The sequence below is a fragment of the uncultured Gimesia sp. genome (assembly GCF_963972345.1).
Taxonomy (GTDB): domain Bacteria; phylum Planctomycetota; class Planctomycetia; order Planctomycetales; family Planctomycetaceae; genus Gimesia.
On sequence record NZ_CAXAVM010000036.1, the window covers coordinates 21,513 to 44,038 of the forward strand.

Sequence of the window (22,526 nt, forward strand, 5' to 3'; positions counted from 1 at the left end):
TACTCTCTGGACCGTGCCATTTTAATTCAGACCACTGATGATCAGTTTCCTGCAGTGTGGGAACATTGATCTTATGGATTTCAGTAAGGTTTCAGGATGAAGGATCATCCCTCGCTTGTTGTATGCGGTTTCGGTCTGTTGTTTTTGATCGTAACAATCACAGGCTGTGCCTCGCATACCGCATCTGTTCAGAAGTCGGCTCCAGCGAATGCAGAGGACGTTGCGAGTTCCGCTGCGCGCACGTCGGTTGATTTAGACATACCGGTTGAAGAACAACAGGAATCTCCGGCGGAGATCGTGCAGACTGGTGCGGAAGCGTTCGATGGTGAATTTGCAGAGGGAGCCCGGTCAGTTGTAGTCATTCCACAGCCACCGCTGACTCAGTCTCTGGTCGAACTGGAGATGCTGGCCGTCGAGCAGAATCCGCGGCTGGTGAAGCTTTACCGGGAGTATAATGCAGCCTCTTCGCGCAGTCGTTATGTGAATAAACTGCCGGATCCCAAGGTGGGGACGAATGTGTTCGGGGCGCCCATTCAGACTGCCTCTGGTTCACAACGTGCTGTCCTGAGCGCCAGTCAGGCGATTCCGTGGCTGGGAAAATTAGACGCGGAAGAACAGCGGGCCTGCTTTGAAGCATTTGCAGTGCGCGCCGATTACATGGCAGAACGCTTGCGAGTGATTGCAGCCGTGCGGACAGGCTGGTACAGACTTTATGTGATTGATCAGCAGATTGAAACCGCGAATGCCAAACAGGAACTGCTGCGGTCATTGATCGACGTGGCCAATGCACAGATTGCCACAGGCACAGCCACCCAGGGGGATGTGCTGCTGGGAACACTGGAGCTCAGCAAACTGGAAGAGCGGTTGCTGACCTATCGCAAACTGCGGGTCGCGGTCCAGGCGGAAGTGAATCGTCTGCTGGCTCGCGATGCCGATCTGCCAATTGCGGTTCCTGGGGAACTGGAAATCTCGCTTCCTGTTTTATCAGCACGGGAGATCTATGAGACGACATTGCGATCACAGCCAGAAATACAGGCCGCACAGTTACGGACGCAGGCATCGCGTTGGGGAATCGAAGTCGCCCATTTAAGCAGACGACCGGAACTGACGGTTTCCGCGAATTACTTTTTCACTGATAACAATCGACCTGCTTCCCCCCTGTACCAGGTTGGAGAGGATCCGTGGTCACTGGGCGCGCAAGTCAGTATTCCACTCTGGCGTGATAAATATGATGCCCTGGAAGACGAAGCGACCTGGAAACATCTTGCTTCTACCGACAACGAAGCCGAACTGCGTGATCGCTATGATGCACTGATTACCGAACTGCTGGCGGAAGCCCGCCGCGCGGATGAAACAGCGAAACTGTATCAGCATACGATTCTGCCACAAGCGCGTCAGACGCTGAGAGCCGACCAGGAATCGTATTCGCGCGGCGCAGTGGAATTTGATCGTGTGATTCGAGACTACCGGAATCTGCTCACCCTGGAACTCGGTTATCATTCCGCAGTCGGCGAGCTGGCTGTTTCGCTGTCGCAACTGAGTCGTATTGCGGGCCAGGATGTCAAACTCGCACCAGCACCAGCAACAGAACTTCCGGAACAGCCACAAGAGTAGTGGAAAAGTTCGGTATGGACTTCCAGTATCTCAGGCGATATATTTAACTGCAGGTCTGTTACTCTATTCTGCAGGTGTCGTTTCATGTTCAGGAAGTGTCGCGCTTTAATGATCTGGTTGACAGCAGTCATGCTGTGCGCTCAGACTGTCTGCACGGCAAACCTGTCTGCCTGCTGCTGTCAAACGAATTCAGAGACAGATCCCGCCCAGCTCAGCTGCTGTCAAACAAGGCCTGCTGAACCCGCTCAGAGTGTCTGCTGCCATCTGAAAGCCAGACAAACTGAGAATGGGAAATGCGAATTCCAGACCACCGGATGTTCCTGCAGCCAGAATGAACTGCCTGCTTTACCTGACCGTTCGCAGACCGCACTGGAAATACTGTTGCATGATCTCAATCTGCAGCCTGCCTGTTTCGTGGGCTTTTCTCAAGCGGCAATAACGTCCTGTCAAATCGGTGACGTGGCTGTCACTTTTCCTCACTCTCAAAGATATGCACAGGTTCTGTACTGTGTTGCTTTGATCTAATACGGATTACGCTGCCTGATGTCATCTGGACTCAGTTGCGTGCTGTCTGTTGAGCCTCTTTTTCCGGTTTAAATGTCCTGGTCTGGATTGTGTCTGCAGCCGGGGTCTCTATCTGTGTTGATCTTTTAAGTGGATCGAAGTTTGAGTGGCTGGTCAGCTTTTTCCGGCACGGTCCAATGCTGGTGAACTGTTTCTGGCCAGCTGCTCATTTCAAAATAATATCAGAGGTAGAACGATGAATTCTGCGGATAATCAATCAGAGCCACCAGCCGGTAATCTGCCTTCACCGCCTGATGCCAGATCGGGCCGCTGGTGGCTGCGTAAACTGCTGCCCGCAGGATTATTTCTGGCTGTGGGACTGCTGTTGATTGTGCTGACTGGTGTGGCCCAGCGTCTCGGCTGGATTCAGGCCGGTTCCCCAGCAGGCGTCGCGACGTCTTCTGATGGCAAACAGTCGATTTATACCTGCCCGATGCATCCCCAGATTCGTCAGCCTGCTCCCGGAAGATGTCCCATCTGTGGCATGGCGCTGGTTCCTGCTGCCAGGTCGGGCAGCAATATTGACCAGATGGCGATCAATATTGAACCGACTCAACGCAGACTGGCTAATATACAGACTGAAACCGTAAAAGCAGAGCCGGTTAGTTCGATCATTGAAACAGTAGGCTCGATCGAAATCGACGAGAGTCGGCAGGCAACAATTGCCGCTTACATTGATGGAAGAATAGAAAAACTGTTTGCTGATTACACCGGCGTCGAAGTTGATAAAGGGGATCACCTGGCGGTTGTCTACAGCCCGGAACTTTATTCTGCCCAGATCGAATTACTGGAAGCCGGCAATGCATTGAAAAAGATGACCTCGGGATCACTGGCTGCCGTGCGAGAAGTGCAGGAAAAACTGGTGACAAATTCACGTCAGAAACTGGTTGAACTGGGGATGACCGACGAGCAGATCAATCAACTGCTGACGAGCGGGAAAGCCGAATCGAGACTCACCATCTATGCGCCCTTTGGTGGAACCGTCACACAAAAGCTGGCTGAAGAAGGAAAATATATTAAAGCGGGTGATCCCATCTACCGGATTGCCAACCTGACAACGGTCTGGCTGATGCTGGAACTTTACCCGGAAGATGCTTCCCGCATCCGCTTCGGGCAGGTGGTCGAAGCGGAGCTGCAGTCCCTGCCGGGCAAGACCCTGAAAGGACGAGTGGTCTTCATTGACCCGACAGTCAACCAGACGCGCAGAACCGTCGGCGTCCGTGTGGAGTTCCGTAATGAGCATGGCCAGTTAAGACCCGGTGATTATGCCAAAGCAAAGATCACCGTTCCCATTGGTCCCCAGGGGAAGGTGTATGATTCCGAACTGGCGGGAAAATGGATCAGCCCCATGCATCCCCAGGTGATCCGTGATCAACCGGGCGACTGTCCCATTTGTGGCATGAAGCTGGTTCCGACATCGCGTTATGGCTATTCCGAACAGCCCGTCAAACAGAGTGCTGCCATCACCGTTCCCCGTTCCGCCGTGCTGCTGGCCGGGGAGCACAGTGTCGTGTATGTGGAAACAGAACCGGGACGTTTCGAGCTCAGGAATGTGACACTCGGCCCGATGTTACGCGACCGTGCCGTGATCCTGGACGGCGTCAAACCGGGAGAGCAGGTTGCCACTGCCGGCAACTTCCTGATCGATTCACAAATGCAACTCTCGGGGAAACCCAGTCTGATTGACCCGACAAAATATGTACCAGGCAACCGGAAACCCGCTTATCGAAACGAGCCACTGCAGTTCGATTCCCTCCCTGTTGAAAAACTGTCCGGTCAACCAGGCCAGACTCTGGAGCGCCTGTATTCTGTCTATTTTACGATTCAAGAGCAGTTCGCTGCCGACCAGAAAATCTCGGAACAACAGGCAACGACACTCAATAAACTGGCGACAGAACTTGCTCAGGATTCCCAACTCGAGCAGACCCTGCGCCAGGAACTGGAACAGGTGGCAGCCAATGCAGGGCATCTGCATCATCTCTCACTGGAGGAAGGCCGCAAAAAATTCAAACTGATCAGTCATGCGGTGGTCAAGCTGGCCTCTCAAGTGCGTGGTGACGGTGCAGAACAGCCTTATTATCAGTTTTTCTGCCCGATGGTATCACAGGGCGAAGGAGACTGGCTGCAGAAGGATGACAAACTGTTGAATCCCTATTTCGGCAGCAAAATGCTGCATTGTGGAAAACTGGTCAATACTCTTGACCCGCTGGCATCCAACAGTACCAAAGCCGATCAGAAATCGGAGAGCACGAAAAGCAAAACCTTATCAAGGCCCCAAGGAGAATAAAGCATGTTACGCGCCTTGATATCTTTCAGCATCCGCGAACCACTGCTCATGCTTTGCGCGACTGCGCTGCTGATCGGGTTCGGGTGGATCAGTGTGCGCGAAGTTCCCATCGATGCGATTCCCAACATTGGTGAGAACCAGGTGATCGTCTTCACAGCCTGGCCGGGACGTTCTCCCAAAGATGTTGAAGACCAGGTGACCTATCCCCTGTCGGTTTCAATGCTGGCCGTTCCCGATGCGGAATCGGTCCGCGGGAAAAGTCTGTTCGGTTACAGTTTTGTGCAGGTGACTTTTAAAGACAGTACCGATTTCTACTGGGCCCGTTCCCGCGTTGCCGAACAACTGGGAACCGCGGCTGCCCTCCTGCCGGAAGGGGTCGTACCCACTTTAGGACCGGATGCCACCGGGTTAGGGCAGGTGCTCTATTACGTGTTGAAGCCTCCCCCCGAGATGAACCTGGCCGACTTGCGGAGCCTGCAGGATTTCGTGGTGAAATATGAACTGCAGGCAGTGCCCGGCGTGAGTGAAGTGGCCAGCGTGGGCGGCTACGTCAGACAGTATCAGATTGAAATCGACCCGGACAAACTCCGCTTTCATGATATTCCCCTCGACCAGGTCATTGATGCCGTACGAAAATCAAATATTGATGTCGGTGCCAAAACCGTGGAATCAGGGGGCATGGAATATATCATACGCGGTCGTGGCTTCATCGGCGCCGATCAGGATACCGGTAAGGCCATCAGCGATATTGAACAGACCGTGGTTCGTTCCCGAGAGGGAGTGCCGATTCGAATCCGCGATCTGGGGCGTGTGCAGCTCGGTCCGGAGTTTCGCCGCGGCGCTATCGATCTCAATGGTGCCGAAGCCGTGGGGGGAGTGGTTGTGATGCGGTTTGGTGAGAATCCCCGCCAGGTGATTGACCGGATCAAGGCAAAAATGTCGCAGATCGAGCCCAGCCTGAAAGGCGTTCAATTTGATCTGATCTATGATCGTACGGGGTTAATCAATGAGACCATCGGCACGCTGAGCACGGCACTCACTCAGCAAGTCATCATTACGGCGGTTGTCATTTTGCTGTTTCTCTTGCATCTGCGTGCTTCGCTCGTGGTGGCAATCACATTACCGATCGCGGTTCTGATGGCGTTCATTGCCATGAATGTGTTCGGCATTGATGCGAATATCATGTCACTGGCCGGCATCGCGATTGCCATCGGGACCATGGTCGATATGGGGATTATCGTTTCAGAATCGATCTACGATCAACTGGCGGAGTGGGAAGCGAAAGGGAAACCGGGAGGGAAGGCAGCGCGGTTGACTGTGATTAATACAGCAGCGGCGGAAGTGGCTCCTGCCGTGGTGACAGCCGTGATGACGACCATCGTCAGTTTTTTTCCGGTATTCATGCTGACGGGGCGAGATTATAAACTTTTCGCTCCCCTGGCATGGACGAAAACATTTTCCATTACCGCGGCCCTGATCGTGGCGATCACACTGGTTCCGCTGTTAAGCCGTCTGTTTCTGGTATCCCAGCAACGGACTCACCGTCAACGGGCCCTGATTTCGGTTGTGTTTGCGCTGGTTTGTGGCATGCTGGTCTGGTCTGCGAGGGGGACGCTAGTCAGTCTGACCTCCCTCAATTCCACGGTATTAATTCTGGTAGCAGTCTTCGCTGCGGGGATCGGCAGCTACTGGTTATTGAGCGAACGGTTGCGGCCCGTGGATGAAAATCCGATCGGGAAGCTGATTCATTTTCTCTATGAACCCACGCTGCGCTTCTTCATGCAGCATAAGCTGCTTTTTTTCTCGTTTCCCACTCTCGTCGTTTTAATGGGGATGGGGGCCTGGGTCGGTATGCCCATGGTGCTGAAGCCGTTTGAAAAGGTTGCCGGCTTCCTGGGCGTCGATGCCGATGAAGTGCCCGGCTGGGTTGAAACCAAACACCTGTTTCCAGGACTGGCATCCAACGACTGGATTGCCCTGGATGAAGGAAGCTGGTTCTATATGCCGACCCTGTACCCTGCTGCCAGCTTCTCCCAGGCGATGGAAGTACTGCAGACACAGGATGCGTTGATCAAAGAGATTCCTGAAGTGGAAAACGTACTCGGGAAAATCGGCCGTATCGATTCGGCTCTCGATCCGGCGCCGGCTGCGATGATTGAAACCTACGTGATGCTGAAACCAGTCGAGCAGTGGCGGGAAGGAATGACTTCAAAAGAGATCTGGGAACAGATCAATGCCGTCGCCACTCTCCCTGGTGTTACGCCAGCTTCTCCCTTACAGCCGATCGAAGGACGGGTGATTATGCTGCAAAGCGGTATCAAAGCGCCGATGGCCATTCGCATTTACGGCGACAGCCTGGACGGGCTCGCGAAAGCTTCGATTGCCGTTGCCGATCACCTGAAACAGATTCCCCAGGTAAATGGCTCCACGGTAAACCCGGATATCGTGCTGGGAAAACCCTATGTCGAATTTGATGTGAGCCGCGAAACGGCGGCCCGGTATGGGATGTCGACTGCGATGGTCAACGAGATCATCGAGACAGCCCTGGGAGGATCGAATGTTACCCGCACGGTTGAAGGACGCGAACGTTATCCGATTCGAGTACGCTATGAGCGAAACCTGCGTGAGCAGATTGATGAATTGAGCCGCCTGCCCGTCGTCACACATTCGGACGAGATCATTCCTCTTTCGCTGCTGGCAGAAATGAAAACGACCTGGGGCCCCGGTGTGATCAACAGTGAAGATGCCCGCCTGGTGGCGCACGTTTCGTTTTCCTCATCGGGGCAGGAGGGCGCGCTGGAAACGGTGGCTGCCGTCGAACAGAGTCTGCGGACTGCCCAGTCAGAGGGGGCACTGGATCTCCCCGCGGGTTATGCGCTGCAGGCAGTGGGCTCCTTTCAGAACCAGGTGGAAGCGAACAACCGCCTGATGTGGGTGGTGCCCCTGGTGATTTTGACCAACCTGTTTATTATCTACCTGCAGTTCCGTAATTTTCCGATCGCACTGGCGGTTTTCTCCGGGATTCCGGTTGCCTTTGCCGGGGGCATGATTCTGCTGGCAGTCAATGACATTCAGATCAATACCGCTGTCTGGGTTGGATTCATTGCACTGTTTGGGATTGCCGTTGATGATGGCGTGGTGATGGCCACCTACCTGGATCAGATTTTCAAACGCAAGCGGTTGACGAATACCACTGATATTCGCAATGCGGTAGTGGAAGCGGGGCTCAAACGCATCCGTCCCTGCCTGATGACGACTTTTACGACGATCATTGCGCTGCTGCCGGTGATCTTTTCGACCGGACGGGGTTCTGACGTCGCCAAAGCGATGGCCTGGCCTGTGATCGGCGGGATGTCGGTGGCCTTGCTGACACTGTTTGTTGTTCCGGTGATTTTTGCTGCCTACAAGGAGTTCAAAATGAACCTCGGTCTGAATGATCCTCACTGGGCCGGAACAGAAGAGGAAGGCGAGACCAGGTCAGTGGCAAATTAATCCGGCTTCCTGGCTTCGAGAGGGAGATCGTCCTCTGCAATGATATTCAGCGGATTCCCCTGGGCGGCCTGTTGTTCGATCACCCATTGCTGATTGAGAATTTGCGACCAGTGATCTTTCAGTGCGGGTATGTCGAGTTCCCCGTTCCACTGTTGATTCCAGACGATGCCGGTCTGGGTGTGGTGATCGGGCCGCAACCCCAGCAGCATGCGGTGATAGATGGGACTTGCTTTCAGATCGTCCCGGTTTTGACCTTCCGCCAGTGCCTGCAGTGTGAGCCTGATCATCGCTGCTGAACCGCGGTTCGTAAAGGGGTCTTCCAACTGGTGCTGCAATACCTCGACCTGATTGAGAACCGTGTGCACGGCAGTTAAGTCTCCGGTTCGAACCAGCGCACAGAGGGGGATGAATGACAGGGGGGCAGTCGGCTGCTCTTCAGAATCATTCAGGAGTTTCTGCAATACCGGTGCCGCCCGCGATCCGGCACATTCGGCGTACAGAGAGCAGACGGCGGCTTCCCATTTCGTGTTTTCATTGTCGTTCAGATTGATATGTTCTTCAACCACCTGTTTCAAAACGGCTTCTGCCCGGGGATCGCCGATCTGTGACAGACAGTAGGCAATGCGCGTCGCCAGGAGCGGATTGACCTGTTTGCTCTCCAGGTTTTGTTCCAGAGACTCACTTAAGGGAGCGACGACGCCCGGTCCGCGCTGAATCAGTCGTGACATCAGATTGTGAACGGTTCCCGGGTAGAACGGTGAAACATGCCCCAGTGATTGGATCAGTCCGGGAGTTGAATTCGCCTGGGTTGTTGTGACAAAAATCAGGACCATTGATAGTGTCAGCGCCACCGTATTGAGGCCGAACGGAACCAGGTTCTGCCGGATCGTGGCTTCTTTCCTGATGAGAACCTGCAGGATCCGGTACAACAGATAAATGATCCAGCAGAACAGGACAACCAGGCCAACCCCCAGGGGAATGATCAGCAGAAACCCCAGCACGAACACTGGTACTCCAAAATAGAGAAAGCGTCTGGTTCCTTTAGCGAGCGGCCGATTGAATATCAGCAGGAGGCACAGCCAGCCGAAAAAAACGCCGGTCAGAGCGTTCAGAAACGGCGTCTGGGCATCAGTGACACTGTTCACGCAGTTCATACAGGCTTCTGCTGAAGTTGCTGGCAGAACCAGCAGGAGAGCGGCGGTGAACAGGGAAATTTGTTTCATAATATCGACAACAGCCTGATAACCAGACAATCTGAATGACCTGTTTGTATCAGAATGACCCCAATGCCGAGACAGATTACGAACAGACGACTGAGCAAAAATGGTTTCGCGATGCCTGTTATTCTGAGAGTAGGAAAATGAATCAAGAGCGTCTTTCGAGTAAATGTATTGAGATGAGAAGATATTTCATTTTAGGATGCGCTTCTCGGACTCACAAGCAAATTCGAAAATCGGTATGTATTCAAATATTACAACATGGGCAATGAATCCCATACTTGAGGCAGTTTGCCTTCTTCAATAAAAAAAACGTACTGTCTGAGATAGTCAATTGCCGGGCCGTGTAGATATCTATGCCATTCATCTACGTTATCATTCCATTTGCGTAAGGAATCCATTTCGGCCAGCAGGTCATGACGTGTGTTCCACCAGTCGCGTACCAGGGGGAGCGTCCAATGCTGGTCGCCATTGGCGCCATATCCTTCAAAAGGGTCAACCTCGGTCGCTCTCAGTACACACTCCAATTCTGCGAGGCTGGCAGGTTGACGATAAACAAATTCCTGTCCCTTTTCATCGACCATGATATTTTGAGGTGCCTCAGCCGGGCCAGTTAAACAGGAGTCTGTTTCGGCGCCATAAAAAGGACCTGGGATGTTGAATCGGTTCCGTTCTGAAAAACTGCCGTGAAAGGGGGGATTACTGCCGATTCTGTGACTCAAATCTGAATTCAGATATTTAAGTTCCTTCAGATCGTACCAGGGCTTTTTGTGCATCCAATTGAGATCCTTGTGGAGAGTTGTGTTCCAGAAATGACACGATCTAAATGTAAACGGTTCCCTCGGAATCCCCAGGGCAGTTGTAATCCCCGAACTTTTCAGAAAAAGTCCAGAATCTATATTGACGTGACGATAGTTTATATATAAAGTATATATGTAAGGAATAAATCATGACATACAAACAACTGCAACAGGAACTGAAAAAGAAGCAGGCCTTCGAGTCCCCTGAGGTCGAGGCGGTTTTGAACGTATTGCGTACCAGCGATCAGTATCAGAACCGTCTCGGCAAGTTGTTTCGCAAATATGGTCTGACCAGTTCTCAGTATAATGTATTACGAATTCTGCGTGGGGAAGGCCAGCCACTGCCCAGCCTGGAGATTGCCAGCCGAATGATTCAGGTCGTCCCCGCGATTACCGGTCTGATTGACCGACTGGAGAAACGGGGGCTGGTGACCCGGGAACGGTGTACTGCCGACCGGCGTGTTGTGTATGTCGCATTGACAGAGAAAGCGGACTCTTTATTAAAAGAGATTGATGAACCGGGACGGGAACTGCATCAGCGGTTAATCGGCCACTTGACCAGGACAGAACTTAAAACGTTAAGCCGACTGCTGGTGAAAGCCAGAAAGTCCGCCGCAATCAGGGAAATTGCAGGTTAAATTTTTTTAACCACATAGTTTACATGTAAACTATATTTGTATTATTCATGAGAGGAGTTTTATAATGATTCAGGTCCGAAAGTCAAAAGAACGTGGGCACGCTGATCATGGCTGGCTCAAAACGCATCACACGTTTTCCTTTTCTACCTACCAGGACCCGGAGCACGTGCGGTTTCGTGCCTTGCGGGTGATGAATGAAGATGTGGTCCTGCCTGGTCAGGGATTTGGAACGCATCCGCATAATGACATGGAAATTGTCACGTATGTACTGGAAGGAGCACTCGAACATAAAGATTCGATGGGCAATGGCGAAGTGCTGCATGCAGGCGAGTTTCAGCGGATGTCAGCAGGAACGGGAATTACTCACAGTGAATTTAATCCCTCCGACAGTGAAGCCGTGCACCTGTATCAGATCTGGTTGTATCCGGAACGGAAAGGAGTTGAGCCCAGTTACGAACAGAAACGTTTTCCCGACAGCGAGCAGCAGAATCAGCTGCGGCTGGTGGCTTCACCCCAGGCAGAAGAAGGGGCGTTGATGATTCATCAGGATGCGCGGATTTATCTGTCGAAGCTGGACTCCGGCCAGCAGGTGGCTCATACACTGTTGGAAGGGCGTCATGCCTGGCTGCAGGTATTGCGGGGCGCAGTTCGTCTGAATGATGTGCCGTTGGAGGTCAGCGACGGGGCTGCCGTGAGCGATGTGGAGCAGTTGACAATCTCCGCAACAGAGAATGCCGAGATCATGCTGTTTGATCTGGCATAAGTAGCGAAACGAAATCAACAGAATATCCCATTTTATTCAAGGAGAGAAAGTGATGTCATCGCACCCGGTTCAAGGTCTGGCGAGTCTGCTCGGTCGCATTATGCTGGCGACGATATTTTTTATGAGTGCTGTCGGGAATAAGATTCCTAACTTCGACAGTATCTCCGGCTATATGGCTGCGGAAGGCGTGCCCCTGCCGAAAATCATGCTGGCGGGCGCAATCGTGTTTTTGATTGCAGGCAGTCTGTCGCTGATTGCCGGCTTCAAGGCGCGGCTGGGAGCCGGTCTGCTGTTTGTGTTCCTGTTATTAGCCACCTACTATTTCCATGACTTCTGGACCATTGAAGATGCGCAGGCGAAGCAGGGGCAGATGATTCACTTTATGAAAAACCTGGCACTGATGGGCAGTATGTTATTTGTGATGTCGAATGGAGCGGGTAAAATGAGTCTGGACAATGCGCTGGCATCCCGGTCCCGATCGGAACCAGCAACCGTGTCATAAACCCGTTCGAAAAAAAGTACGAACCCGTTTCAACTTAATACATCCAATCAGAAGGGATCGATTCGCATGTCTCAACCTAAAATACTTGCCTTCGCGGGAAGCACCCGTCGAAATTCCTATAACCGACAGGCGCTGCAGATCGCTGTCGCGGGTGCCCGTGCCGCCGGTGCCGATGTCACTGTCGTCGATCTGAAAGATTACCCGCTTCCCCTGATGAATGAAGATCTGGAACGGGAAGAAGGGATCCCCGCAGAGGCCACCCAGCTCAAACAGTTGTTCTTTGAGAATGAGGGACTGTTGATTGCTTCGCCTGAATACAACAGTTCGATTACGCCCCTGTTGAAAAATACGATCGACTGGGTTTCGCGAAAAGCAGAAGGGGAAACGCCGCTGCAGGCTTATCGGGGCAAAGTGGCTGCGCTGGTGTCTGCGTCACCGGGAGGACTGGGAGGCCTGAGGGGACTGGTTCACGTCCGCTCCATTTTGGGTAATATCCAGGTCACAGTCCTGCCAGATCAGATTGCGATTTCCAATGCAGGGCAGGCATTCGATGACGAAGGCCAGCTGAAAGATGCTTCACTCCAGCAGAATGTGGAGAGTCTCGGCAAAACCCTGGCAGAAATGGTGGGGAAACTGACCCGCTGAGAATAGCTGTTCCATTATTGAATCCGATTGAGCCCGGAAGACCTGCATCAGGAAGTCTTCCGGGCTGTTTTCATAGAGAGAACTCTTCCGGCAGATTTCCCCGGCCCGGGTTGACTGCCCTGCCGCCTGTTGCATTAGCGAGTCATTTCCCGCTCAAAATCGCCGCAGACAGGCCTTACAACCTGCATGATCCTGTTTAACCCTGCGATCGACGGGGTGATCTCTCTTCTCTGCGGTAAATAATCGGATTGTGTTTTTATTCTGTCCTAGACTTTGAACACGGTCCACGATGGAAATATTTCCACCTGTTGCGGACCAGACAGGCAGAGCGGATGTATTCCAGGAGTGTGACAGAGAAAGACAGCGCAGTCTGGATGGTGTGGCCATTCAGCAAAAGTGATCTAAGCAGGGGCTAAACAAGTGACAGACATTCATTCCGAATTGAGCTATCTGCAGGCATTTCGCGATGCCGTTGATGAAGCCGGCATCGTGGCGATCAACGACACGAAGGGCAGGATCCTCGACGTCAATGATAACTTCTGTCAGATTTCAGGTTATACCCGCGAGGAACTGATTGGCGCTGATCATCGCATTTTGCGTTCCGATCAGCATTCCAACCTGTTTTTTCGAGAAATGTATCGCACGATCCGCCGCGGCAAAACCTGGCGGGGTGAGATCTGTAACAAAGCCAAGAACGGCAAACTGTACTGGGTGAATACGACGATTGTTCCCATGTTTAATGAGCAGGGAAAGATTGATGGTTACCTCGCTCTGCGGATTGACATCAGTGAGCAGAAGCGACTAATGCAGCGTCTGCAGCATCTGGCGCACCATGACCCGCTGACGGGACTCCCGAACCGTGTTTCGATTCTGGAGTCTATTCAGAAAGTCATTGACCGCAAATCGGGCAGACATTTTGCTTTGTTGTTCATGGACTTTGATCGCTTCAAACTGATCAATGACAGTCTGGGACATGATGTCGGTGATAAGCTGCTCGAAGCGATTGCCGACCGACTCCGCAAAACGGTGCGTGCCTCTGATACAATCCAGGCAGCGCGACTGGGGGGCGACGAATTTGTCGTCCTGCTGGAAAATCTCTCCTCGCCCGATGATGCCATCCTGGTGGCAAATCGACTGCTGGAGACCCTGGCGCGGCCCTATATTCTCGGCGGTTACACGATCTATTCCAGCGCGAGTATCGGCATTGTGACCAGCGAACATCGTTCCGAGACCGCCAGTGAAATGCTCAGCGATGCTGATTTAGCGATGTATGAAGCCAAGGCCACCAAGCAGGATCGTCCGATTGTTTTCGACCGTGTGTTACGCGATAAAGCACAAAAACGACTTTATATTGAGAACCAGCTGCGCGATGTCATCTCCCGCGACGAACTGAAACTGTTCTATCAACCCATTATCGATCTGGGATCCGGTGAGTTACGAGGCGTGGAAGCGCTGCTTCGCTGGTTTCACCCCGAATGCGGCCTGATTCCCCCCGACGAATTCATTTCGGTAGCAGAAGAAATGGACATGATTATTCCCGTCGGTAATTTTGTCGTAGACGAAGCCTGCCGACAGCTGGCCCAGTGGCGTAAAACACTGGGAACACAGGCACCGGAGAACCTGCATGTGAATGTGTCCCGCAAACAGCTGGAGCATCCCACGCTGGTTTCCATTGTGGCAGAAGCTTTGAGAAAGTACGACATTCCCGCGAAGTGTCTGCATCTGGAAGTAACCGAAAGCATTATCATGCACGACCGGGATGCTTCGATTGAGACTTTGAATGATTTAAAAAAACTGGGGGTCAAGCTGGATGTCGATGACTTCGGAACCGGCTATTCCTCCTTATCCTGCCTGTGTGATTTTCCCATTGACGTCTTAAAACTGGATCGCGAATTTATCAAACGATCCGATCGCGACCGCGAAGTCCTGCTGATTCATGCCCTGATCATTCTGGCAGAAAAACTGGGACTGGAAGTGATTGGCGAAGGCATCGAAAATATCGAACAGTTGCAGCTTCTGCAGGGACTGGGGTGTCGACTGGGGCAGGGGTATTATTATTCGAAACCGATTTGCGGGGAAGAGATTGAAAAATCGATCCTCGCCTGCAAGTGGTCCACCCGCCCCATGATCAATGCCTGATGCTGGCGGTAGAATTCTGAACGTCTCAACTTTCCTGCAGCAGTTCTTTCAGCTTGTTCCACAATCCAGGAGCGACATCACTGGGATAATTCAGTGCCAGCTGTTTGAGCTCTGCTTCAAAATCAGTGTGCCGAACCTGTGACAGCGCCGCCGCCACGATGGCCGGTGAACGGCTCATCCCGGCGCTGCAGGCGACCAGTGTGGGTATTTCTTCACTGATCAGCCGGGCTACGGTTTTGACTGCGGTTTCCAGAATGACTGGCTGGTTTTCTGCACCATCGATCAAAGGGAGCCGACAGTAAATGATTTCCCTCGTTAATGGGACTGCCGGTTCTTCCAGCGCCAGGTCGATGACAGCCGCAATCCCCAGGTCCAGAACCCTTTTTACATCGCGCGCATCGTGGGCATTGCCAATCCAGAGCAGGTTGGGAAGAATTTCTCGCATGCAGGCTCTCCAGACAGAATGAACTGTCATCGCTGGATGATCGGTCCTGTCGGTTTTAGTAGAACCGATGTGTCATCCTCAGGCGGTTCAACCCCCTGTACGCCGCTGTGTGAAGGTGCTTTTCTTACTGGTATTGGCAGGGTTCTCGGCTTTCGGCACTGCTGAACGCATCAGTTGCGCCCGCTGAGGAATCTTCTTTTGCGATTCCTGGGTTGTTTTTTCCTGAGCGGCCCGCGTGGCTTTTTCGGCCAGTTTCTTCTTGGCGACCCGCTTCTCACGTTCTTTCTTTTTCTGCAGTTTATTCTTTGCCATCTGGCAATTCTCCGATAGTTATAAGTTTATTTGAGTGGGATTGATCTATTGTCTACCGACAGCAGATCCTGCTTTTACTGGTCAGGAACCGATGCCGACAAAATGCGAATGCTATTATACCCATCTCCGATGCAATTTGATAGAATACATTTTGAAGGAGAATCCCATGCAGGATGAAGCCAGTTATCTCTGTGATGCCTGTGGCGAGGAGATCGTGATTCCCGTCGATCTGACAGCCGGCACTGATCAGGAATATGTCGAAGACTGTCCTGTCTGCTGTCATCCCAATGTCATTCATTTACAGGTAGAACCAGATGGTAATGTACGCATCTGGGCTGCCGGTGAGTAAAACTGCCGGTGAATAACACTGTGTGATTGGGGAATCAGTTACTCTTCCGCAGGTCCAAGATAGTCAAAGCGGGGCACCGGTTCTCCGTCCACTTCGACAGACTCCAGAAACATGGCTTTAGGACGCACCCAGAGTCTCCGTTCGCCGTATTCCGGTCGATAGACGACCAGTTCTTCGTCCGTTTCGCTATGTCGCGCAACGCCAATCACGGTGTAGTTGTTCCCTTTGTAATGACGATAAAGACCCGTTTGCATGCTGAGAAATCCTGTTGGCTGACTGTCTCGTAGTAGTGTGAATTCAGGATGCGTCGACGGCATCAATTTGCGGATCGTATTCGCCACGGCGTGCTTCACGATTACATCTGGCACGATGGTATAACGCTTTCTGGGCAGCCTGCGTATTTTCCGCTTTGCCGGCCCAGAGTTCCATTGCCGGTTGCTGAATCGCCCGGGCAAACGAGAAAGACAGCGCCCAGGGGACCTGGGACTGATATTTCACATTCATGGCATTCAAACGGGCGGAAGCCAGTTCGCTGGACTGCCCCCCTGACAGGAAAGCTACCCCTGGGACGGCGGCAGGCACACTGTGCTGAAAACATTCGATGGTAGCAGCTGCGACCTCTTCGACGGATTCCTGGATCGGGCAATCGAGTCCCGGCACAACCATGTTCGGTTTCAGAATCATGCCTTCGAGCAGGACACGCTGCAGATACAACTGCCGAAAGACAGCTCGTAATGCATCTTCAGTGACCTGAAAGCAGCGGGCCAGACTGTGATCTCCGTTCATCAGAACTTCCGGTTCCACGATGGGCACCAGTCCCGCTTCCTGACAGAGGGCCGCATACCGGGCCAGTGCATGGGCATTGGCGGCGTAACAGCCGGGCGTAGGCAGACCGGGGCCGATGGTTATCACTGCCCGCCACTTGGCAAAACGGGCACCCAGCTGTGCATATTCGGCCAGTCGATCACGTAATCCGTCCAGCCCTTCAGTGACTTTTTCTCCCGGATGACCGGCCAGGTCCTTTGCGCCGGCGTCGACTTTGATGCCGGGGATGATGCCGCTGTTCTGCAGCACATTGACAATCGGGATACCGTCGGAAGTCGACTGACGGATGGTTTCGTCATAGAGGATCGCTCCACTGATCGAGTCACTCAGTCCGGGAGTTGTCGCAATCAATTCGCGATAGGCAAAACGATATTCTTCCGTCTGGGGAATGCCCAGTTTGTCGAAACGCTTGTGGCACGTGGGTGTGCTTTCATCCATTGCCAGCAGGCCTTTGTCGTCGGCGACGAGCGCATGGGCCGTATCAATCAGCTGTTGCTTGTGCATTGGCTCTTTCTCCCTGCAGTTCGAGGACGAAAAAATATGACTCTGCTTTCATGATATCCTGCAGGGTGCCCCTGCTTAAAGGACAGGAGATGAAAGCTTACTGAAAAAATTCGATTAAGACAGATTGTCCGCCTCGACATGTGAAGCTGGCGTTTTCTCAGAAAGTGCCTGGCGTAAGGGGCAACGCGCAGGGGGCGTGGACTGACTGCGATAGTGGTTCAACAGTTCTTTCGAGCGTTGCGCCAGCATCCGTCTGACTTCGCGACGCTTCCCTTTGACACGGGGGATTTTCATCGAATCGTAGGCCGTGGTCTGATGCCTCATCCAGGCGATGACGGCGGCTTCCGCCCGTTGTTCTACGGGGATGCGTTTCGTGCGAGCCACCGTGCCACTGCCGACCGGGGTAGCATGCGCGGTAATCGCCAGTGCAAGTTGCTGTGCCAGTTTCGCGTGCGTTGGATGAAATGCCAGAAAGTTGAGGACCGACTCATGAAAATCTTCGACGTATTCAGCCTGTTGTTTATCGCGACGCTCTGCAGCGGCAGCCTGCTTTTTCGCATACGCCGGGGTGGCACGTTCCGCATTTAGTTCTGCTCGCAGCCGTTCGATCGTCTCTTCAGGTGCCCAGATGCCCTGGGAAAAGGTTCGCCTTCCTTTCTTCTCCTGCACGCTCCAGAAGTCACCAGCAGCCTTAACCCGCCGCGTCAAACCGGCATCACCGGGAGGCAACAGAGACCAGCCGACCGGGATCGTGTGAATAGTACCATCCGCGGCTTTGACGGTGTCGGGAGTGGGACCGGGGGAGAATACGTTGCTGGTCATATAATTGTCACATCCTTGTGCGTTTATCTGATTCTGAATGGGACAGATTGATAAGATTCTTTCTACCGGATTTTGAGCTGTCTGGTCAATTGTGTCTGTGTAAGAGATCTTCAAATGTCGAAAATTATCTCAATCAAACAGCACTAGGATCTATTGCAAGGATCCATGTGGTATCTATTTAAATCGGGATAATCTCAAAACGGCCAGATCCAGGGGATCATGACGACTGCGACGATCCACAGCAGCAGGTTGAGCGGTGTACCGATCCGGAGGAAATCGGTGAAGCGATAACCGCCGGGGCCATAGACCATCATGTTGGTCTGATAGCCGATAGGTGTCATGAAACTGGCGGAGGCGGACAGGATCAGGGTCATCAGGAAGGGGAGGGGGCTGGCTTGGTAGAGGCGTGCGGTTTCCAGGCAGAAGGGAAACATCAGGACGGCAGCCGCATTGTTGGTGATCAGTTCGGTCATGATTGAGCCCAGCAGATAGATCACGGCGATGGCAGCGATCGGCCCCCATTCGCGAGTCGCTTCGACGAGGGAAGCAGCAATCACGGTTGCCGCTCCTGAATTCTGCAGAGCAGTTCCCACACCAAACGCGGCAGCGATGGTGATCAGCACCTGCCATTCCACGCTCTGTCGCGCATCGCCGGCAGAAATACAGCCCAGCGCGACCATAAGCACCGCCGTCAAAGTCGCAGAGAGGACGATGGGCATGACGCCGGTGGTCATCAGCAGAATCAGCATCAGCAGAAGTGAGACAGCAATCCAGGCCCGGTCGGATCGCAGTGGACGCCAGTTTTCGACATCGCTGATCAGGTAGAAAGCCGGATCGTGACGATGCGCCCGTTGAAAGTGAGGTTGTGTCTGCAGCAACAGGGTATCGCCGGACTGCAGAGTGATATCCCCGATTTTCTTTTCGACCCGTTTCCCCGAGCGATGCACGGCGACTACTGCAGCCCCGTAGACGGCACGGAACTCAGCATCGCGGATCGTTTTTCCCCTCAGCGGGGAATTTTCTGAAATGACGGCTTCACACAAACGGCGACGACGCTGTTTGCGGGGCGACACTTCATAATCGGGGTCGGCCACGGGCACCAACTGCGGGATCTTTTCCAGTTCGATAATACTGCTGATGATTCCGGTAAAGATCAGTCGATCGTGAAGTTCGAGCCGCTGATCGGGCAGGGCGGGTGCAATGATCTGACCATTGCGGTCAATCTCAATCAGAAACAGTCCCGGTAACTGTCTTAAACCGCCCTGTTCGATTGTCTGGCCAATCAGGCGGCAGCCAGCCTGGATCTGCATTTCCGCCAGAAATTCACGCCGACTTTCTCCCAACTGTTCCAGCAGTTCTTTGCGTTCCGGCAGCAGTATGCTTCCTGTGACAAACAGATAGGCGATGCCAATGACTGCGTACGGAATTCCGATTCTGGCAATTTCAAACAGGGACAGTCCGGGGATACCGTTTTCGATCATCAGTCCATTGATGACCAGGTTGGTCGAGGTACCAATCAGCGTACAGGTTCCCCCTAGAATTGCCAGGTAAGAAAGTGGGATCAACAGTCTGGAAGGGGAGACCTGATTGCGACGGCTCCAGTCCAGTACGACGGGCATGAACATGGCCACGATGGGAGTATTATTCAGGAATGCCGACAGGGGCAAGACAACACCAGAGAGCCGCAATAACACGCCGCGTTCGGTTCTGGATTTGCCGAGCAGATGCTGACCAATATAATCCAGTACGCCTGTTTCTCTTAATCCTGCTACTACCACAAACAGCACGGCAACCGTCAGCATTCCCGTATTGGAAAAGCCGGCAAAGGCTTCTTCCGGGGTGATAATGCCTGCCACTGCCAGCACCGTGGTTGCTGCCAGAAAGATCACATCGGGAGGCGCCAGATTTTTAACCAGTGCGATAAACAGCAGTCCGACAATCGTAACCGTAAACCAGGCTTCGAGACTCATCAATGTTTCCAGTATGTATTTGGGGTGAACCAATAAAAAAAGAGTTGAAAGCGTTTGGCTTTCAACTCTTCGGATGTTGTGGGAAGATTTAAGTGGGACTGGTTTCAGTCCGGAGTGAAATCAACACAAGCCCCCCGAAAGAACGAAAGCCGTTCTTCGACAGCAGCAGGGACAACAGGTGTGAATGGCTGGTTTCATGCGGAATGTTATCGTCAGTTAAAGGGAGTCGCTTGAACCGTTTTTGAGGGAATGTGTCTGATGCAGAACTGACAAATCGAACCGCGGACAGGTTCACCTGGAATTGACCACAGGCGGATATCTCGCGTATGGTAGACTGTGGTCTGTCACTATCCCGTCGTTTTTACTGAATCAGGAGTTTTTGATGGCACGTTTTTTCCTGGCGATAGTGGGCCTGGTCTATCTCCTGCTGGCTCTCTGGTGCAGCGTTGATCCCGCTTCGACCTCGCGTTCGGTCGGTTTTACCCTGCAGCCCGGTTCCGGACAGTCCGAGTTCCTGGTCATCTACGGCGGGCTGGAACTGGCTTTGGGGATCATCTTTTTCTGGCCAATCTGGCAGCGGGAAGTCACGCGTTATGCTTTGGTCGTGTGCGTGATCATACATGGCTGCCTGGTTCTGTTTCGCTCTGCTGGATTTCTGATCTTTGCCGACATCGCTTCAATGACCTATTCACTGGCGGTCGGAGAATGGCTGATTTTTCTGGTCAGCCTTGGAATCTGCTGTTTTGGGAAAAAATCAGGTGCGACACCGCTGCAGTAACTGCATCAGATTCAATACAGCCTGTTCTTTCGCTTTGGCTTCCACTTCGACCGTCAGCTGAAGTCCCTTCCAGCAGAGGGGAAAATCTTGGATGTCGATGAAATCGTGATGCCGGTTTGGTCTGGGGCCCTGCCAGCCTTCCAGGGGACTGGAGATGTGAAACAGGGGTTCGCGGTTCCAGGTGGTTAACGCCTGCTCGGTGGCTGCTTCAATAGAGAGGGCATCGGGCAGACACCGGTGATGATGGGCATCGTAGACCAGGGGGATTCCGGTTTCCTGGCACAGGGGGAGCAGGTCAGCGGGGGTATAAGTCTTATCGTCGTTTTCGACCGTCAAGCGGCTTCGTGCCCGGGGAGACAGATGCTTCAGGTTTTTCGCAAAGCGTTTGAGGGCAGCCGGCTTGTCGCCGTATCCACCGCCGCCATGAATGTTGACCACATCGGCATTGACCCATTCCGCCACTTCAGACTGATATTCCAGTTCCGCTATTGATCGTTCGACTACATCCTGGCGTGGAGAATTCAGCACCACAAACTGATCCGGATGAAAACAGGTGCGAATATCATGTTCGCGGGCGTAGGCCCCGCATTTCTGAAAGAGTTCGACGATTTCTGCTCCTGCAGGCAGATCGCTCATCTGGTATCCACATTCCGGATGCGTTTTCAAAGGCAGAATCTGGCTGTTGATACGAAAACAGCCAATGCGATGGGCGGCACAGAATTCGAGTGAAGACTGAAGTGCCAGCGCATTTTCCCGGCAGAGTCGGGACAGCTTTTCCAAAGCAGCTTTGCGTTCCATCTGGCTGCTGGCTTTGACAGTCGTGTTGCGGAATTTGATCGGCTCGTTCAGGAACTGGCAACAGAGTCCCAGTCGGATGTTAGACGAGATATTTGCGGGGTTCTTCAACAGCTCAGACTTTCCAGTTCGACCAGAATATACTGATCTGCAGCACGGTGGCGATCGAGACCCAGATGAAATAAGGAACCTGTGCCAATGCCACCCAGCGGGAATATCGCCAGACCGCAAGGCACATCCAGAGAATGGTCGACCAGACGATCAGAATATCCAGGGTGGCCAGGGGTAAGTTTCTCAGTCCGAATAACAGAGGTGTGAAACTCAGATTCGCAATCAGGTTCAACACAAAAGGAATGACTGTCTTGCGTGGAAACCGGCCTCTGCCCGCCTGGATGAATACATAACCAAACGAGATCAGAATGATCGGATACAGAATCTGCCAGATCAGACTGATGGTCGCCGGGGCAGGCGTCCATTCCGGTTTTGAGAGCGTGTTATACCATTCGAGCCAGTTCATATCTCTTTCTATCGTTCGTCTTATATTCGATGCCTGTTCTGTTTCATTATGGTGAATCAGACCGTTTTGGTAAGTTGTTTTTTGTCAAGAATTGAAATTTGCCGGAGATCGGCTGCGAGCATGTTTAAAATCCTGTGGGGTGGTGGTGCTGAGACGACCGGTCTCCTGTGCCAGTCAACCGAATAAGAGTTAAACAGGGTTTTGCCAGCCAGTACAGTCGAATTCGCTTCTATTAACGGCCATTGATGTATGGTTCGCTGTGGAATACTGCGCTGAGAAATGTGTCAGAAACTCGCGCGGAGCATTTTCTGGAGCTGTCCTGCCGCCATTTTTTTGCTACAATCTGAATCGAATTCCCCGCGAATGCGGATTGCCCGGCAATTCAGCTCGTCGATGGAACGGGGGAGATCTTTCATTTTGCGGGCGATGGTACAGTTATGTCTAAAGATCGGCTCCAATCCGATTTATGTGCAGAAAAGTTAAAAGCGCTGGGAGAACCCATTCGCCTGCGCATTGTTGATCTGCTGCGAGATGGCGAGCGGACCGTC

At 52.8% G+C, this 22,526-nt stretch carries 20 protein-coding genes; 10 read left to right on the top strand and 10 right to left on the bottom strand.

Features of this window, described 5'->3' with window-relative positions:
- The first annotated feature begins 96 nt into the window (after positions 1–96).
- The 3 genes from AACZ40_RS08685 to AACZ40_RS08695 all read left to right on the top strand — a co-directional run bounded on the left by AACZ40_RS08685 (position 97) and on the right by AACZ40_RS08695 (position 7,957).
- Positions 97–1,614, top strand: coding sequence for a TolC family protein (locus tag AACZ40_RS08685; RefSeq protein ID WP_291179655.1), 1,518 nt, complete (start codon positions 97–99; stop codon positions 1,612–1,614).
- 760 nt (positions 1,615–2,374) lie between these two features.
- Entirely contained in the window at positions 2,375–4,465 is a 2,091-nt protein-coding gene (locus tag AACZ40_RS08690) for an efflux RND transporter periplasmic adaptor subunit (protein WP_291179652.1), read from the top strand.
- A gap of 3 nt (positions 4,466–4,468) precedes the next feature.
- Complete coding sequence (locus AACZ40_RS08695; protein ID WP_291179649.1) at positions 4,469–7,957, top strand: efflux RND transporter permease subunit; 3,489 nt, start codon at positions 4,469–4,471, stop codon at positions 7,955–7,957.
- Here AACZ40_RS08695 and AACZ40_RS08700 read toward each other — a convergent pair.
- Positions 7,954–9,180, bottom strand: coding sequence for a hypothetical protein (locus tag AACZ40_RS08700; protein ID WP_291179646.1), 1,227 nt, complete (start codon positions 9,178–9,180; stop codon positions 7,954–7,956). The genes AACZ40_RS08695 and AACZ40_RS08700 overlap by 4 nt on opposite strands.
- A gap of 248 nt (positions 9,181–9,428) precedes the next feature.
- The gene (locus AACZ40_RS08705) at positions 9,429–9,950 is read right to left on the bottom strand and encodes a hypothetical protein (RefSeq protein WP_291179643.1); all 522 of its coding nucleotides are present in this window, start codon (positions 9,948–9,950) and stop codon (positions 9,429–9,431) included.
- A gap of 173 nt (positions 9,951–10,123) precedes the next feature.
- Here AACZ40_RS08705 and AACZ40_RS08710 point away from each other — a divergent pair, with 173 nt between their 5' ends.
- The 5 genes from AACZ40_RS08710 (at position 10,124) to AACZ40_RS08730 (ending at position 14,661) form a co-directional block, all read left to right on the top strand.
- Positions 10,124–10,612, top strand: coding sequence for a MarR family transcriptional regulator (locus AACZ40_RS08710; protein ID WP_291179640.1), 489 nt, complete (start codon positions 10,124–10,126; stop codon positions 10,610–10,612).
- 64 nt (positions 10,613–10,676) lie between these two features.
- The gene (locus AACZ40_RS08715) at positions 10,677–11,375 is read left to right on the top strand and encodes a pirin family protein (protein WP_291179637.1); all 699 of its coding nucleotides are present in this window, start codon (positions 10,677–10,679) and stop codon (positions 11,373–11,375) included.
- A gap of 52 nt (positions 11,376–11,427) precedes the next feature.
- Positions 11,428–11,877, top strand: a complete 450-nt coding sequence (locus AACZ40_RS08720; protein WP_291179635.1) for a DoxX family protein — start codon at positions 11,428–11,430, stop codon at positions 11,875–11,877.
- Between the two features lie 66 nt (positions 11,878–11,943).
- Positions 11,944–12,522 (top strand): NAD(P)H-dependent oxidoreductase, encoded by a 579-nt coding sequence (locus AACZ40_RS08725; RefSeq protein ID WP_291179632.1) that lies wholly within the window; start codon positions 11,944–11,946, stop codon positions 12,520–12,522.
- 420 nt (positions 12,523–12,942) lie between these two features.
- On the top strand, positions 12,943–14,661 hold the full coding sequence (locus AACZ40_RS08730; RefSeq protein WP_291179629.1) for an EAL domain-containing protein: 1,719 nt from the start codon (positions 12,943–12,945) through the stop codon (positions 14,659–14,661).
- Between the two features lie 25 nt (positions 14,662–14,686).
- Here AACZ40_RS08730 and AACZ40_RS08735 read toward each other — a convergent pair whose 3' ends face one another.
- Both AACZ40_RS08735 and AACZ40_RS08740 read right to left on the bottom strand, forming a co-directional pair.
- The gene (locus tag AACZ40_RS08735; protein WP_291179626.1) at positions 14,687–15,106 is read right to left on the bottom strand and encodes a dual specificity protein phosphatase; all 420 of its coding nucleotides are present in this window, start codon (positions 15,104–15,106) and stop codon (positions 14,687–14,689) included.
- Positions 15,107–15,193: 87 nt separating this feature from the next.
- Positions 15,194–15,418: a hypothetical protein gene (locus AACZ40_RS08740; RefSeq protein WP_291179623.1), complete on the bottom strand. Its 225-nt coding sequence runs from the start codon at positions 15,416–15,418 to the stop codon at positions 15,194–15,196.
- A gap of 166 nt (positions 15,419–15,584) precedes the next feature.
- Here AACZ40_RS08740 and AACZ40_RS08745 point away from each other — a divergent pair, with 166 nt between their 5' ends.
- Positions 15,585–15,767 (top strand): CPXCG motif-containing cysteine-rich protein, encoded by a 183-nt coding sequence (locus AACZ40_RS08745; protein ID WP_291179620.1) that lies wholly within the window; start codon positions 15,585–15,587, stop codon positions 15,765–15,767.
- Between the two features lie 38 nt (positions 15,768–15,805).
- Here AACZ40_RS08745 and AACZ40_RS08750 read toward each other — a convergent pair whose 3' ends face one another.
- From AACZ40_RS08750 to AACZ40_RS08765, 4 genes are all read right to left on the bottom strand, one after another.
- Positions 15,806–16,021 carry a DUF1653 domain-containing protein gene (locus AACZ40_RS08750; protein WP_291179617.1) on the bottom strand — a complete coding sequence of 72 codons (216 nt, stop codon included), beginning with the start codon at positions 16,019–16,021 and terminating at the stop codon, positions 15,806–15,808.
- Positions 16,022–16,064: 43 nt separating this feature from the next.
- Positions 16,065–17,096: a class I fructose-bisphosphate aldolase gene (locus tag AACZ40_RS08755; protein WP_291179614.1), complete on the bottom strand. Its 1,032-nt coding sequence runs from the start codon at positions 17,094–17,096 to the stop codon at positions 16,065–16,067.
- 114 nt (positions 17,097–17,210) lie between these two features.
- On the bottom strand, positions 17,211–17,918 hold the full coding sequence (locus AACZ40_RS08760; RefSeq protein WP_291179611.1) for a DUF2293 domain-containing protein: 708 nt from the start codon (positions 17,916–17,918) through the stop codon (positions 17,211–17,213).
- Between the two features lie 194 nt (positions 17,919–18,112).
- A complete protein-coding gene (locus tag AACZ40_RS08765) occupies positions 18,113–19,888 on the bottom strand; it encodes an SLC13 family permease (protein WP_291179608.1) in 1,776 nt (591 codons plus the stop codon).
- Positions 19,889–20,270: 382 nt separating this feature from the next.
- Between AACZ40_RS08765 and AACZ40_RS08770 the strand changes: the two genes are divergently transcribed.
- On the top strand, positions 20,271–20,666 hold the full coding sequence (locus AACZ40_RS08770; protein ID WP_291179605.1) for a DUF4345 family protein: 396 nt from the start codon (positions 20,271–20,273) through the stop codon (positions 20,664–20,666).
- Here AACZ40_RS08770 and uvsE read toward each other — a convergent pair.
- Positions 20,643–21,572: a UV DNA damage repair endonuclease UvsE gene (uvsE, locus tag AACZ40_RS08775; protein ID WP_291179602.1), complete on the bottom strand. Its 930-nt coding sequence runs from the start codon at positions 21,570–21,572 to the stop codon at positions 20,643–20,645. The genes AACZ40_RS08770 and uvsE overlap by 24 nt on opposite strands.
- A 4-nt stretch (positions 21,573–21,576) precedes the next feature.
- On the bottom strand, positions 21,577–21,978 hold the full coding sequence (locus AACZ40_RS08780) for a TspO/MBR family protein (protein WP_291179599.1): 402 nt from the start codon (positions 21,976–21,978) through the stop codon (positions 21,577–21,579).
- Between the last annotated feature and the right edge of the window lie 548 nt (positions 21,979–22,526).